Source organism: Leptodesmis sp., assembly GCF_052746595.1.
In genome coordinates this window covers 25,096-39,794 of sequence record NZ_JBRAGO010000014.1, presented here as the reverse complement: position 1 = coordinate 39,794, position 14,699 = coordinate 25,096, and the positions used below count along the sequence as shown (strand labels likewise).

At 51.1% G+C, this 14,699-nt stretch carries 11 protein-coding genes and 2 tRNA genes; 5 read left to right on the top strand and 8 right to left on the bottom strand.

What is annotated here, in order from left to right; translation table 11 throughout:
* Positions 1–39: 39 nt before the first annotated feature.
* Positions 40–1,497: a folate/biopterin family MFS transporter gene (locus ACUVQO_RS04975; RefSeq protein ID WP_445924784.1), complete on the bottom strand. Its 1,458-nt coding sequence runs from the start codon at positions 1,495–1,497 to the stop codon at positions 40–42.
* Positions 1,498–1,650: 153 nt separating this feature from the next.
* Positions 1,651–2,880 (bottom strand): methionine gamma-lyase family protein, encoded by a 1,230-nt coding sequence (locus ACUVQO_RS04970; RefSeq protein WP_445924783.1) that lies wholly within the window; start codon positions 2,878–2,880, stop codon positions 1,651–1,653.
* A gap of 140 nt (positions 2,881–3,020) precedes the next feature.
* Here ACUVQO_RS04970 and ACUVQO_RS04965 point away from each other — a divergent pair, with 140 nt between their 5' ends.
* The gene (locus ACUVQO_RS04965; protein ID WP_445924782.1) at positions 3,021–3,836 is read left to right on the top strand and encodes an acyl-CoA desaturase; all 816 of its coding nucleotides are present in this window, start codon (positions 3,021–3,023) and stop codon (positions 3,834–3,836) included.
* 131 nt (positions 3,837–3,967) lie between these two features.
* Here ACUVQO_RS04965 and ACUVQO_RS04960 read toward each other — a convergent pair whose 3' ends face one another.
* The 6 genes from ACUVQO_RS04960 to ACUVQO_RS04935 all read right to left on the bottom strand — a co-directional run bounded on the left by ACUVQO_RS04960 (position 3,968) and on the right by ACUVQO_RS04935 (position 9,696).
* Positions 3,968–5,236 (bottom strand): glutamate-5-semialdehyde dehydrogenase, encoded by a 1,269-nt coding sequence (locus tag ACUVQO_RS04960; protein WP_445924781.1) that lies wholly within the window; start codon positions 5,234–5,236, stop codon positions 3,968–3,970.
* 3 nt (positions 5,237–5,239) lie between these two features.
* Entirely contained in the window at positions 5,240–5,647 is a 408-nt protein-coding gene (locus tag ACUVQO_RS04955; RefSeq protein WP_445924780.1) for a hypothetical protein, read from the bottom strand.
* A gap of 293 nt (positions 5,648–5,940) precedes the next feature.
* Positions 5,941–6,468: a hypothetical protein gene (locus ACUVQO_RS04950; RefSeq protein ID WP_445924779.1), complete on the bottom strand. Its 528-nt coding sequence runs from the start codon at positions 6,466–6,468 to the stop codon at positions 5,941–5,943.
* 234 nt (positions 6,469–6,702) lie between these two features.
* Positions 6,703–6,774: transfer RNA gene (locus ACUVQO_RS04945), tRNA-Gly, on the bottom strand.
* A gap of 198 nt (positions 6,775–6,972) precedes the next feature.
* Positions 6,973–7,043, bottom strand: a tRNA-Cys gene (locus tag ACUVQO_RS04940).
* Between the two features lie 43 nt (positions 7,044–7,086).
* Positions 7,087–9,696 (bottom strand): GH116 family glycosyl hydrolase, encoded by a 2,610-nt coding sequence (locus ACUVQO_RS04935; RefSeq protein ID WP_445924778.1) that lies wholly within the window; start codon positions 9,694–9,696, stop codon positions 7,087–7,089.
* A gap of 375 nt (positions 9,697–10,071) precedes the next feature.
* On the opposite strand from ACUVQO_RS04935, the gene ACUVQO_RS04930 reads away from it, so the two are divergent.
* The 4 genes from ACUVQO_RS04930 (at position 10,072) to ACUVQO_RS04915 (ending at position 14,640) form a co-directional block, all read left to right on the top strand.
* Complete coding sequence (locus ACUVQO_RS04930) at positions 10,072–10,653, top strand: hypothetical protein (RefSeq protein WP_445924777.1); 582 nt, start codon at positions 10,072–10,074, stop codon at positions 10,651–10,653.
* Positions 10,654–10,741: 88 nt separating this feature from the next.
* Complete coding sequence (locus ACUVQO_RS04925; RefSeq protein WP_445924776.1) at positions 10,742–11,677, top strand: ROK family protein; 936 nt, start codon at positions 10,742–10,744, stop codon at positions 11,675–11,677.
* A 47-nt stretch (positions 11,678–11,724) separates the two neighbouring features.
* Complete coding sequence (locus ACUVQO_RS04920; protein ID WP_445924775.1) at positions 11,725–14,103, top strand: BamA/TamA family outer membrane protein; 2,379 nt, start codon at positions 11,725–11,727, stop codon at positions 14,101–14,103.
* Positions 14,104–14,148: 45 nt separating this feature from the next.
* Complete coding sequence (locus ACUVQO_RS04915; RefSeq protein ID WP_445924774.1) at positions 14,149–14,640, top strand: flavin reductase family protein; 492 nt, start codon at positions 14,149–14,151, stop codon at positions 14,638–14,640.
* Positions 14,641–14,699: the final 59 nt, after the last annotated feature.

The window sequence follows — 14,699 nt, the reverse complement described above, 5'->3', positions numbered from 1 at the left end:
GAACTTAAACCTTCCCCTATTCCCTACTCCCTATTCCCTTCACTCTTCAACCGGTTCCGGCTCCCGCGGTGGGGAGACAAACTCGGTCAAGAGGTCGGGTAAAAAGGGTTGCGCCAGGTGCTTGGAGGCCGAGGAATCCATTTCCAGGGCCGTTATCGGCTGTAAATGAGCTTCAACCGGTTCAGCCACTGGAGTTGCTTCAGCACCGGGAAGCCAGCCCAACAGGGGGAGGGGGAGCAGCGTTGTGAGGTTAGTAATGACAACCAGGAGAGCCAGGTTGCTGAAGTTGTTTTCTGTAATGCCAAACCAGTGCATCAGGACAGCACCAGACTCGTAGGACAGTAAACCTGCCAGATTGACTACTGACATTAGCAAGGCAAATAGAGTGGCTTCCACTCCTGGAGGGCAGAGTCGTGCAGCCAGTACCAGGACGGGCATGAAGGCAATCTGGCCCATCACCGTCAGCACCAGATTATCTCCCAGGCTGAACCACTGATCGCTAATGCCCAAAGCGCGGTTAGTGTGCGTCACCAGCAGCAAGGTGGACAGACCTAGAACGGCAGAAATCACTGTAGACCAACCAAAAATCACCCGGAAGGGGACAGCCTTGAGGAAGCGCTGAAACACCCAGACTCCCAACAGAGAGGCAATGCTGGTCACCAGTCTGACTCGTCCCAAAAATTCTGGGGCAAATCCCAGTTCGTTTGTGGTGAAGAAGAAAAAGGCAGATTCTGCCGTGGGAGTGGCCTGCCAGAGAAACAAAAACGCCGTGGGCAGCCAGATCGACTTTTGGGTGACGGCATGACGCAGATGTTTCAACTGATTGCCAACGACTGACCAGTTGGTGGGTTCCGTCAGGCGAGCTTCACTAATGCTCCAGGCTACCAGAGAGACAAATAAGGGAAAAATGGCCGTAACGGTAAAGACAGTGCGGGTGGAAAAATGTTCCAGTAACCAACCACTCAGGTAAGCGGTAAACAAGCCTCCCGCTGCCGAGGTGCCCCAACAGAGGGATTGGAGAGAACCTGCATTGCCAACCGATTCGACTCTTGCCCGTTCGACAATGATCGAGTCTACAATCACATCACTGAAGGCTACGGACAGGGAACTGAGGGCGATCGCCAGGGTTGCCGCCCACGGGGAATGAACGACGGTTGCCAGCGCCAACCACGCCAGTGCTCCCAAAATCCCCGACAAAACCAGGTAAGGGCGACGGCGATACCCAAAAATCGGCAAGCCATCGGAAATAAATCCAAATAGAGGTTTGACCATCCAGGGCAGGGCGGCAATTCCGACCAGAGCAGAAACCTCAGCCGGACTCAAGCCTAATTCATCCTTTAAGAAGAAACTGATGGCTAACCGGGCCAATCCCACAATGCCCTGAACAAAGTAAACCAGCAGGATGGCCAGCAACTCCGCACTGGGTTCGTGACCAAAGAAGATTTTCTCGGCGAGTGAGGCTTTGAGTTTAGCGAAACCAGAGGAAGAAACAATCATTGATAATTTGTAACATTGTTTATCAATTCCCCTATGATAGCGTCTTGATCCAAAGAGGTCAGCCTCGGCGATGCTTAGGGAGAAAGGTGAATACCTCGTAATTCAATGCAGATTCAAGTTAGAGAGCAGGCAAGAATTCATAGTTTTTAGGAATCAGGTGGCTTGAATCGCCGCGATCGCAGATTCCAGGGCGATCGCCACATGAGTCCAGTGAGTGCCCCCCTGACAGAAGACAATGTAGGGTTCCCGCAGCGGGCCATCGGCTGAAAATTCCGAGGTGCTGCCATCAATGAAGGTGCCTCCCGCCATCACCAGTTCACTTTCATAACCGGGCATTGCCGCAGGCACGGGATCCAGGTAGGAGCCGATCGGGGATTGCTGTTGGATGGCCCGACAAAAGGCTTTGAGTCTGGCAGGAGAGCCGAGTTGAATCGCCTGAATCACATCCCGACGGGGAGCCATTGGTAGCGGATTGACGGGATAACCGAGGCGATCGAACACATACGCCGTCAAATGATTGCCTTTGATCGCTTCACCGACCATTTGAGGTGCCAGAAACAGTCCCTGGAATAGCAACCGATTTTGATCAAAGGTAGCTCCTCCTGAACTGCCAATACCGGGAGCGGTGAGGCGGCAGATCGCTTGTTCCACCAAATCCGATCGTCCAGCCACATATCCGCCCGCCGTGACGATCGTTCCCCCCGGATTTTTAATCAACGACCCGGCCAGCAAATCGGCTCCAACGGCGGTTGGCTCTACGGTTTCAATGAATTCGCCATAGCAGTTATCGACAAAACAAATCGTGTCGGGATTCTGCTGTTTCACCAGGGCCACGATTTTTTCAATATCCGCGATCGCCAGACTAGGACGCCAGGAGTAGCCACAGGAGCGTTGAATCAAAACTAATCGAGTGTGGGGTTTGATGGCCGTGCTTAATGCCTGCCAGTCGATCGTCCCCTGCTCGGTTAACTCTAATTGCCGATACTGGATGCCAAACTCAACCAGGGACCCTTGATGTTGCCCCCGCAAACCAATCACTTCTTCCAAGGTGTCGTAGGGAGCACCGGCCACGGCCAACATTTCATCTCCTGGACGGAGAACTCCATAGAGCGCGCAGGCGATTGCGTGGGTTCCTGAGACAAATTGCACCCGCACGGCTGCCGCTTCTGCCCCCATTACTTCGGCAAACACCTGATCCAATACCTGCCGTCCTAAATCATCATGACCGTAGCCCGTGACCCCAGCAAAGTGGTGGGGGCCAACCCGATACTTGCGAAATGCTGATAGGACTCGCTTCAGGTTTTCCTTGACCTGGGAGTCAATACCGGAAAAAATCAGGGATAGTGCCTTTTCGGCCTCTGCGATCAAATCGGATCCGTTCATCGTTCCTCACTCATTCAACAAACATCCTAAATCTCTATAAAGTTTTCTCTCGCCGGGGGGACAAATCTATTTGAATGTTTTTGTTTACAATGAGTGAGTTTTGGCTAAGCGGGCACTGTAAATTTTTTCGGGACGAATGCATGACTGTTGCAACTTCAAATAAACTCCAACCAGACTGGGCCATTATCGCCTATATGGCGTTCCTGCATCTGGGAGCATTGGCCGCCTTCTTGCCAGGAACCTTTAGCTGGGCAGCCGTGGGACTGGCTGTGTTTCTCCACTGGGTAACAGGTGGACTGGGGATTACTCTGGGGTTTCATCGCCTGGTGACCCATCGCAGTTTTCAGACTCCCAAGTGGTTGGAGTACTTCCTGGTATTCTGCGGTACCTTATCCTGTCAGGGTGGCCCGATCGAGTGGGTGGGAATGCACCGTATCCACCACCTGCACTCCGATCAAAATGCGGATCCCCATGATTCGACTAAAGGCTTCTGGTGGAGTCACATGGGTTGGATGCTTTATCAGTCGCCTGCCAGAGCTGATATCCCACGCTTTACACGGGACATTGCAGAGGATCCATTTTATCGGTTCTGCCAAAACTATTTCATTCCCATTCAGGTAGCTTTCGGCGTTTTGCTATACTTCCTGGGCGGATGGCCCTTTGTCATTTGGGGAATTTTTGTCCGCATCGTGGTGGTCTTTCATTGCACCTGGTTAGTCAATAGTGCCACCCATTTATTTGGCTACCGGACTTATGAATCTGGCGATCGCTCTACCAATTGCTGGTGGGTGGCTCTGATGACCTACGGTGAAGGCTGGCACAATAACCACCATGCCTTCCAACACTCCGCCCGCCACGGTCTGCAATGGTGGGAAATCGACCTCACCTGGATGACTATCCAATTCCTACAAACCCTGGGACTGGCTACAAAGGTCAAGCTAGTTGAGAAGGAGTAAGCTTTAAGTGTTGAGTTTTTTTAAGTGTTGAGTTCTAAGTTTTGAGCCATTAGAGGAGGGTAGTTGGCTGGGATAATCTCAAACCTCCATCCATTAGAGTTTTTAACTTAAAACTTAAAACTTAAAACTACTCAAAACTGTCCTGTTCCTTGAATAATGTGTTTCACCGTCGTCAGGGTTTCCAGGCTAATTGGCCCGCGACGGTGTCCTTTTTGATTTGACATGCCAAGGAATATGGAGTCGCCTCGTTTGGGGTTGCGGGAGAAACGGGGTGAGGCGTTGATGTAGGTGGAGGCGCTGTTGATTCCCAGGGCAAAGGAACGACTCTCCTGATAGGATTCAGTGACCAGACAATCGGCATGACCACTGCTGTGCAAATTAATCCAGGTGATGGCTGCTTCCAGACTGGGAACAGATCTAAATGCGATCACCTTGGCCAGATATGCCTGTCGCCATTCGCTTTCTTCTGCCAGTTTCAGTTCTGGAAATTCAGCCACGAGGTCGGCATCTCCTCGGAGTTCAAAGCCCTTTTCCCGCAGGCTATTCCACAAAATGATCAGGGAGGAAGGATTTTGGCTGGGATGGATTAAGACTTTTTCGATCGCATTCACCGGATCTGGTTCGCTCTGGTGACTATCAATGAGAATCCAGCGCACGGCATCCAAACTACCAGAAGGTGACCAGTACAGGTAACAGTTACCCATCGCCGATCGCAAGACAGGAGCCGTAGCCTGGCGGACAATTTGCTGCACCAGGCTGGGTCGTCCGTAGGGAATGATCAGATTCACGTACTGATCCTGCACAATCAGATCACGGATGGAAGCACCCTGATCGGAGGACAGCACCTGCAGGCAACCATCGGGCAGTCCGTTTTTTTCGATCGCTGACCATAAGGCTTGTGCGATCGCCGCATTGGAATGGCTGGCTTCACTGCTCCCTTTGAGCACCAGGCTATTTCCCGTTTTCACACATAGCCCTGCGGCCAGGGCGGCCAGTTCAGGAAAGGCTTCGTAAATCAGTGAAATTACCCCCAGGGGCATGAGTTGGGAGTAAGTCTGGCAGTGATCAATCTGGTAGGCCGCATCCATCACCCGCCCGATCGGATCAGGCAGTTCGCTTAATCGCCGCAGCAGGTTAGCCGCTGTTTGAATTCGTTCCGGAGTCAGTTTCAGCCATTCCAGGATCAGATCAGGAACTGCCATTTCGCGACTGGCTTCCAGATCCAGCGTATTAGCTTCTAGAATATCATTTTGTTGCTGCTTCAGCGCTTCCGCCATCGCATAAACGGTTTGACTACGCAGTACACCTTTGGTCGTTGCTAATTGGATCGAAGCTCGATGGGCAGCCCGTACAGCAACGAGTGGATCGGCAATTAGTCCGTCAGAAAAATCCGTTGTCATGGGTTATCGTCTATAAGCCAGCAACACCATCAGTGCGGGCAGCACGGCCAAAAGTAACACTCCAACGATCAGAACGATACCCGATGAATTTGATTTGGCATTCAGGGCCAGCGGCAACCAGATGATCAACATGATCAGGGTAATACCCAGGGCGACAGGTAGATAGCTTTCTCCCAAACCCACATGGGCTGGATTCCACTGGTGACCATTCCACCGCCATGCCCGCTTATAAGGATAACTTCCCGAAAGCTGTTCCAGAACCTGCCCCGTTTCATCCACGACAAAGATTTGTTGACAACGGTTGCATCCGAAGGCTTCCGTAAGTGCGATCGGGGATAATCGCCCTCGTCTACGGCAAGGACAGGGATAATCTTGTGTTAAATCAATTTTTTGAGATTTTTGTGGTTGCACAGGCAGCACCAGGATGCAGTTGCAAATATCTTGTCTGAATAAATTAACCCTCTTCCATCCTCCAGAACACTGCGTCTTTTAGGGCAAAGTTTCAGCTTCCTGGCCGGACGTTAATTGATTACCCTTTGATTCAAGCAATTAACAGACAGGTCATCAAGTCCCCCCTCTGACCGTAAGCTAAAGCCTTATTTTCGGGTTGTAATCTAATTCTAAAAAACTCTAGAAGGTATTTTTTATCGGCAATATTATCATGATTAAAAGGGGAAAATAGTGAGAGTATGCGATGAAGCAGGTTAAGGCGTAAAGCCAGAGCTAGCCGGAACTATGCCGATCGGCTTACCATCACTCACCCGATCAATACTGGCACGAGTCTCCTCATTCTCCGCTTGCCTGTTGCGTACCCAGGCATCCCATTGGGCAGTTGTTTGATATCTGGAATCTTGATTATTTGGCCAAACTGAGTACAGCCACAGCTTTACGCTCAGATTTGCCCTTTGAGCATAAGAGTAGAATAAGGAGCCGATGTGAACATCTCCAGGTTCTGGAATATTCTTTTCATCGGGTTTAGGGAGATAGTCGGAACTTACAGGGACAATGTTCTGCTCATTCGGATCGGAATAGGCAGACCTGTAAATCGGCATAATTGTCAGGTGATCGGGCTGCATCTTCTGCATGAGGGCCAGGGGTGACTTATCCCTGCCTGCACTGTTTTGAAAGTGCCAGAGATAGGACAGGGGCGCTTCCTGGAATACTGAATTTTTGATGCTCAACTTGATAGCCAGCACTGGCAAGAAGAGGTTCGGCTCCGTCGCCAAGCTCATCCGTACCACTATTGCCTACGAAAAAAATTTTGATAGTACTCCTGTTTGTCCCAACTCGCGGTATGACCTTTTGCAGAGCACATCCTTGCAAGCCAGGTAGGTAATTCGCCGGAATGCTTGCAGCCCACCCCTCAATTAGGGGATTGAAGATACCAATCAGTAGAACCAAAGCCGCTACACTGAGTGCAAGGGCGCAATTAAGAATTATTCGGAAGCCAGGAGAATATTTGAGAAAGCGGGCAACGCGATTCGAACGCGCGACATTCACCTTGGCAAGGTGACGCTCTACCACTGAGCTATGCCCGCACACTTCAGCCAATTATTAGAATCTCAGAATTAGGTGACACCTGTCAACTATTTTAGGTCGAGTTTAGGGCAAACGCACACGTTTCTTTTGATCCTTTTGCTTACTTTTGACCCAACTTGCTCAAATTTGGCACAATATGTAAGACTCTAGAATAATGTAAGACTCTAGAATACGTCCCCAGAGCCTATATCCCTTAAAGGCGGCACCCGGATTCGAACCGGGGGTGAGGATTTTGCAGACCCTTGCCTTACCACTTGGCGATGCCGCCGCATTAGCATACTACTATATCAAGTTTAGGATGCTTTTGCTATCTATAACGCTCCACTTAGTACTCCATAAACAGCCCAGATCGCCATTGGCCGCAAATAGTGGCTGGCGCGGAAGGTTCCGGTAGGAGTAATGGCTTCTGGAGTGCGGAATTGCAAGCCATTGTTATAAATTTGCTCAATTACTGCTTTTGTGATTTCAAGGCCTGCGTCTTTCATGCCCATTTGCATCAGGAAGGCGGCCAGTCCAAAGTTGATCCCTGTCCAGACTTCTAGGGGGTGGGTGGAGTTAGGATTTTCTGGAGTGCCATCGGATCGGACTCCATTAGCTACCCCTACTGGTAAAGAGGAGCGAAATGGCAATTTGTCGATCGCTTCTGCAATCCGACCATCGCTACGAGTTTCTCCACCTGCTGCCAGGTAGTCGTTGAACTTAATAAAACAAGCGTCGTAAATGGTAGAAAGGGCGGTTTTGGCGCAATCAACGGGAACGATATCCGGCAATTTCAAGAGGCGAGCGTAAAACTGGCCACAGAGTTGATCGGCCATAACGATGTCGGAACCGCTTTTGCTATCCAGGCGGTAGTATTGCCCGTTCCAGAGAGTCTCATGGTAAAGGTTTTGGGATTGCTCTAGCCAGAGTTGAAAATTGCCAATGTTTTTGGAGAGGGTGGACAGAAGACGAATATCGGTGGATTGCTCGGCGAGTATACGTCCGATCGCGATCGCAGCTTCCAGAGCAGCCAGCCATAGGCCACCACAGTAGGCACTGATTCCCTGAAGTTTCCAGTCATCAAAGGTTTGGTCAGGGGCACCGCCGTTTTCGGGGATGCCATCGTAATCGTAATCAAAGCATTTGAGGTAGTGGAGGGTTTGGGCGATCGCAGGCCAGCATTCCTGAAGAAAATCCAGATCGGTGGCACCAGTGAACAGGAAGTCCCGGTATACTTGCAAGACAAAATCACAGGGCAAATCTTTCCACTGGTTGCAGTCCTGATAGCTGGTGTAATTAGTCTTTTCCCAGACGTGCTCATTGGGTGCGCCCAGATCGTGAGGGGTGGCTCCTGCGACTTTGCGCATCGCCATTGGACTGTCGGCCCCAAGGGTGTAATAGTAACCAATCACGCGAGTTTGCTCATCGCTGGTAGGGATGGCCCGTGCAAAGGCTCGCAGAACGGCTTTTTCCAGGTCGGGAAACAACATTAACAGGGCAAACGAGCCATACAATCGGACATCCAGGCTTTCGTACCAGCGGTAGTCCAGGCATTCCAGAATAGCGAATTGGCCGATCGGATCTTGCTCTGTAGCCGCGCTCCACAGGGTTCCTCCATCCGTCAGGTCGTACAGTTCATTAAACAGAGCCATTTTGAACCAGTCCGGCAGGTCATCCCGTTGCAGGATTGGCTCTTGCCAGATCTGGATCTGCTGTTGCCAGGCCTTGTATTGACTGAGAGCAGTCTGTGCGATCGCCCAGGCATTCTGACCATTACGGCCAAAGAAATCGGTATACCGCCGAAAATAGATAATTCCCTGAGCAAATTCCGTCACGGGAAAGTCCCAACTGAGGACAAAGGGAACTTGCAGCGTTTCTCCCGGTTGCAGGGTGAAGCGAACAGCGACCGCAGATCCCACCTGTCTTCCCTCCTGGGCCGGAGCTAAGTTCTCAATATTGGAGAGGGAACCATCCCGTGCAAACGGTGTCCATAATTCTGCTCCGTTCCCAACAGGGTTCCAGCGGGCATGGTAAAAGGCTCCGGCATTGGCTGGTATGTCAACTGCGATCGCCCACTGTCCATCTCCTTCTGCTGGTTCATGGCTTGCGGTTTGTGGCTCCCTGGCCATCACAATCCCCAGTTGTTGGCCCTCCCGCATCAGTCGATTAAAATTGCCCTGACTGTCTCCTAAGCGAGGGTGATAGTCATACACCGGACTGCCATCATCCCGAATTTGCACCTCCGAAGATTTCATGGCATTTGTGAACCAGCCCACCATATTCTGCCAGGACAGCAGGATGCTGAGCGTTAGGGGTTGATCGGTTGGGTTAGAGGCTGTCCACAGAAAGACCGCGATCGGGTAACTGGCTTCCTGATAATTGTGTGCCCAGATCGGCGAAAACTGCTCACACGTCAGCGTGGCCTGAAAAACGTTTTCATAGACAAACCAGCTCCGGGGATAAAGCGCGTGATAGGTGCCAGTAGAAATTCTGGATTTTGGATTTTGGATTTTAGATTCTTCATCTTCCCTACCTTCCCCAATTCTCGATCTCCAATCCCCGACTTCCGACTTCCGATTTCCGATTTCCGACTCCCTGCTACCTGGATACCACTGCCACGCACTCAAGCTGCCATCCTTTGGTGCTTCCGTACACAAAGCATATGCCTGGCTTTTGCCGTTGGCCTGTTCAAAGACACTAAATTGACAGGCGGGTATGGTTTGAAAGACATGCTCTCCACCGTCAATGTGCCAGAGATTGAAGTCGCCTCGATGGGAACGACCAATGCATCCAGCTCCCAACCCACCCAGGGGCATCCCATGCCAGGGGCCATCATCCAGGTTACTGGGATAACGAACCGTATAGGGATGGCTCCAACCCAGGCCAATGGGTCGGTTCCAGGTACAGGAGGGGATTTGCGAAAAGGGAGATTGGTATTGCATTCCCTGATTTTAGGGGACACAGGGTGCTTTACGACGCTTTTATCCCATTGTGCCAATTGAGCGTATGACCTTCTAAGGCGAATTTGGGAAAGGCCAAGCCAGATCCCTGGTTATGAGGAAGGATAAAGTGACTGGTGCTGGTTCAGACAAATCTGTATGAAGGTTGCATAAATTTTTACAGTTATTCTGATTCATCTGTTATGTCTGGTAAGAGGAGTGTCTACATTAAGTTCAGGAGATCCGGTTTTAAGTTAATTGCCTCTTCCGGCCTGCAACTCAGCCTGCAACAAAATCAAATTTGCCGGAAATGAGTCAGATTGAGTCGTATTAATCTCTATCTCTCTATCACCTGTTTTTGCTGCTATGAGGTATCAAATGAAACTGAAAACCAGATGGCTGGCGACCGTCGGTTTAACAACACTGGTATTGGTTGCGGCTAGTTCCCTCTCCAGAGCCTCTCAGCAAATATGGAAACCAGAGGTTGCCCATACAGCCAAGGTGACGGTCAGTTTATTAAAAGGCCATGCTATCCGACCGATATTTTTACACCGTGGCAGTCCTGTTGCATCCAGATCGATCGCCCCGTTGCCATTGCCTTTAAGGCATACAGAGTTAGCCAGCTACACCTTAAATCAACCGTTTGCCTCTGATCGCTCACGTCTTTTGGGAGGCGATCGCAAACCTCAAAATAACCAAAACAGCCAGTTTTCGAAGCGCAAAGCCAATACCAGTTCATGGGAAAGAAACGATCTGAATTTCAGAATTGGCTGGGGGCAGTCAAGGAAACGGCCAAATAACAAACTTGTCAGCTTCAGAAACCAGGGTTTCAACTGGCATCAGGCCCGTAATCAAGCCAGCAAGCTTTTCCAGGCTACCCTGGATGCAAAAGCAAGCAATGATCAGCGGGCTTTGCAAGAATTTAAAGTGTTCCTCAATTCCTATAAAATGGCTAGCTAGTGGTTTTTTGTCCTTTGTTCTTCCCATTCCTCAAGGAGGAATGACCGATGACGAATGACAGGTCTGTCTAGCCATTTATCCTGCCCCTTTGAATCTTAGTAACCTTTTGATGATGAATGTTACTCCCAGCGAGTCCCCAACGGCTCCTCAAGTTTTAGGTATCGATCTGGGAGGAACAGCCATCAAACTGGGGCGCTTTACTCAAGATGGAACCTGTCTTCAGACTCTTAGGATCCCAACTCCCCAACCTGCCACTCCAGAAGCGGTCTTGGTGGCGATGGTCGCTGCGATCGCTGAAATAGACGCGGAGCGGAAGGCTGTGGCAATCGGCGTGGGAACTCCTGGGCCTGCGGATGCTACCGGACGAATTGCGAGAGTGGCAATTAATCTTAGCGGCTGGCAGGATGTTCTCCTGGCAGACTGGTTGGAAGCGAAAACAGGCCGACTCACGGTAATTGCCAATGATGCCAACTGTGCTGGATTAGGTGAAGCCTGGTTAGGAGCCGGACGCTGGTACCGCAACCTGATTCTGTTAACCCTGGGCACTGGTGTTGGTGGAGCGATTATTTTGGATGGCAAACTGTTTGTCGGTCATCATGGAACTGCTGGGGAACTGGGATTAATTACCCTAAGTCCGGACGGGCCACCCTGTAATAGTGGCAATCAGGGATCCCTGGAGCAGTATGTGTCTGTTCAGGCAATTCGTCGTCGTACAGGGATGGAACCTGACGAATTAGGAGCCATGGCTTTAGCAGGTGATCCCAAAGCACTAGAGTTCTGGCAGCAATATGGACAGGACTTAGGGGCCGGACTGGCAAGTCTGATTTATGTCTTAACCCCAGAGGCGATCATCATTGGGGGAGGAGTGAGCGCCAGTGCTGACTTTTTCTTTCCCAGCGTACAGGCTGAAATTGAACGGCGAGTGCTTCCCAGTTCCCGTGCAGGCTTACAGCTACTGCGAGCCGAACTGGGCAATCAGGCTGGCATGGTAGGGGCTGCGAAACTGGCATGGCAGCTTTTGTAGTTTCTTTAGGAAAAAGTTAGCTATTTTCGTGCTTTTGTGCAGAATGAATGGGCGAAATGGACGATTCAGGATGTTTCCTTGACTGGAAAGCTGCAGGTCGTCCCAACCCACTCACACCTGAAACGACTTTGAACGCTGCCACGCCGGTTCTGCAAAAAACATCGAAATTACGGCTGCATACCCTGAGTATTTGGGCTGCAGTCGCGATCGTATCCTCCTTACAGGCAGAAATCGCGGCTGCCAATCCAGCCTCAAGCCCTGCTTTGCCGAACCCAGAATATTATCAGGACTACCAATCCGTTGTTGTCCCTGCCCCATCAGAGGGGGTTACTCAAACTGAAATTGCCCCACCCCCCGCTTCCCAGCCTCCCCTTTCCTCCCAACCTGCTTTAGTTCCAGGTGAGGAAATTCCCCCTCCGCCTGCCAGTGAACCAGAAGTAGTTCAACCTGTCCCACCTGACCCACCGAATCCCCTCCCCCCTCAACCTTCAGTTTCCCCTTCTGCTACTCCATCCTCCTCACTGAACACCCCTATCTGGGTTGCACCCGCTGTTACTCCATCCCCGGCAACCACTTCCCAACCCACGCCGTTGCCCAATCAACTGCCACCCCCCTCAGCACCGAACCGTCCAGCAAATTCCATGCGACCCCCTGGTTCGTCTGGGTTGGCAGTGTTGGTAACAGATATACAAATTGTGGGGGTAGATCCTTCCCTGCAGGATTTGGGTCTGCGGGTGATCCAGACTAAACCGGGCAGTCAGACAACGCCCAATCAATTGCAGGAGGATGTTACCCAGTTACTGAGTACAGGATTTTTCTCAGCCGTAACGGTTAGTACGCAGCAAAATCCGCAAGGGTTAAGCGTCACATTTACTGCAACGCCCACTCTTTTGCGATCGCTCAATCTCACCAATGCCAATGTGCTCAATTATGTAGTGGCGACTGAGTTTTTCCGAGATCAGTTTGGTAAACCTCTGGATCCGGCGGCTCTGAATCAGGCTGTCAAACAAATCAACGACTGGTATGCCAAAAATGGCTATACCTTAGCACGGGTATTGAGCTTGCAGCCCTCAGCCGATGGCATTCTCACCATTGATGTCGCGGAAGGGGTGGTCAATGATGTGAAACTGCGGTATCTGGATCGAGAGGGGAAAGCTACCGATGAAAAAGGCCAGCCGATCGCCCCTCGCTCTCAAGAGGCGTTTGTCCTGCGGCAAATTAAAACCAAACCCGGTCAGGTGTTCCAGGTCGATCGGGCGAAAGAAGACTTGCAACGTCTCAGCAATTTGGGGATCTTTCAATCGGTCAATATCACGTTTGAAGGTGATGCCCGGAGAGCGGATGTTGTGTACAACTTGGTGGAACGTCCCCCTCGTGATCTGCGCTTTGGTGGTGGGTATAATGATGCGTTAGGTCTCTTTGGGTCGGTCAGCATTCAGGATGTCAACTTTGGCGGATTGGGTCAGCAACTGGGCGCAAATGTGCTGGTGGGAGCCCGGGATGTGCAATTTGATGCCCGCTTTGTCAGCCCTTACCGGGACACAGAACCTGGTGTGCCTAGTTACAGTGCCAACCTCTTCCGGAATCGAGGACTCTCGAATGTGTTTACCGACGAGGTGAATCTGCTCAACGGCGATCGGGTGCGAGAACTGCGGTATGGAGTGGGAGTTGGGCTACAACGACCGTTAGGAGCCGGATGGGATGGGCGATGGGGGTTGAATTATACCAATGTCAGCACCCGCGATAGTGCTGGTAAAGTCTTTGCGACCGATGAATTTGGCAATCGCCTGACTGCCAGTGGAACTGGTGTCGATGACTTGGTCAGTTTTTCCTTCAATGCTCTGCGGGATATGCGAGACAATCGCACGAATCCCAGTACAGGGTCGTACACTCGGCTCAATGTGGATCAGTACTTCCCCATTGGTCGGGGTAGCGTTCTGGGCACCCGATTTGACGCGGGCTATGCCCAATTCATTCCCATTAAGTGGATCACGGCGGCTTACAAAACTCTTCCCTCTCCCACAGATAGCCAACCTGAAGTTTTTGCCTTTAATGTCCAGGCTGGTAGTTGGGTAGGTGATTTGCCTCCCTATAACGCTTTTGTATTAGGCGGTTCCAATTCCGTCCGCGCCTGGAATACAGGAGCGATTGGCAGCAGTCGCAGTTACATGCAGGCCAATGCTGAATATCGTTTCCCGATTTACAAATATATTGGGGGGGCAGCCTTCTTTGAATTTGCCTCTGATCTGGGAACGGATAAAGATGTACCGGGACAACCCGCTGTCATCAGAGACAAGCCAGGAACAGGATTTGGGGCCGGTTTTGGCCTGCGCGTCAATTCTCCTCTCGGAATCATCCGAGGAGATTTGGGAATCAGCAATCAGGGTGACGTTCGGTTCCAGTTTGGCTTTGGCCAGTCGTTTTGAGCGCTCTCTTCGCTGCTACACTGAAGCGTAAACAGTGTGTAAAAGGTGGTGAAACCCTTGCTGGATGAACAAGCGAAAAAAACAATGCTGCGTAAAATCCCCCACGGTCTTTACATCTGTGGGGTGAAAGAGGGAGATGAGGTGAACGGCTTCACGGCAAGTTGGGTGATGCAATCCTCATTTACGCCGCCTCTGGTGGTGAACTGTGTCAAGAATGATTCACGATCGCACGCCATGATCAAGGCCAGTGGCGTATTTGCTCTCAGTTTTCTAGAAGCAGGCCAGAAAGAGATGGCCCAGAAGTTTTTCAAACCCCAGCGACGGGTGGGTAACAAATTTGAGGATGTCGAGTTTTATTTGGGGGAAACAGGTTGTCCCATCATTTCCGATTCCCTGGGGTATGTGGAATGTCAGGTGGTTGGCTCAGTTGAAAAAGGCGATCACACGGTTTTTGTTGGTGAAGTGATTGCCTCTGGCGTTCACCGGGAGGGGGATCCCTTGCTGTTGGAAAGTACAGGTTGGCAGTACGGCGGGTAGGAATAGACTCAGAAACCCGGATCTTTGAGATTCCGGGTTTCTGGGAGAGACTTCAGGCT

Excerpts from the sequence above, each read along its gene's own strand:
- ACUVQO_RS04975 (WP_445924784.1), bottom strand. The coding sequence starts at position 1,497 with ATGATTGTTTCTTCCTCTGGTTTCGCTAAACTCAAAGCCTCACTCGCC.
- ACUVQO_RS04970 (WP_445924783.1), bottom strand. The coding sequence starts at position 2,880 with ATGAACGGATCCGATTTGATCGCAGAGGCCGAAAAGGCACTATCCCTG.
- ACUVQO_RS04965 (WP_445924782.1), top strand. The coding sequence starts at position 3,021 with ATGACTGTTGCAACTTCAAATAAACTCCAACCAGACTGGGCCATTATC.
- ACUVQO_RS04960 (WP_445924781.1), bottom strand. The coding sequence starts at position 5,236 with ATGACAACGGATTTTTCTGACGGACTAATTGCCGATCCACTCGTTGCT.
- ACUVQO_RS04950 (WP_445924779.1), bottom strand. The coding sequence starts at position 6,468 with ATGAGCTTGGCGACGGAGCCGAACCTCTTCTTGCCAGTGCTGGCTATC.
- ACUVQO_RS04935 (WP_445924778.1), bottom strand. The coding sequence starts at position 9,696 with ATGCAATACCAATCTCCCTTTTCGCAAATCCCCTCCTGTACCTGGAAC.
- ACUVQO_RS04930 (WP_445924777.1), top strand. The coding sequence starts at position 10,072 with ATGAAACTGAAAACCAGATGGCTGGCGACCGTCGGTTTAACAACACTG.
- ACUVQO_RS04920 (WP_445924775.1), top strand. The coding sequence starts at position 11,725 with ATGGGCGAAATGGACGATTCAGGATGTTTCCTTGACTGGAAAGCTGCA.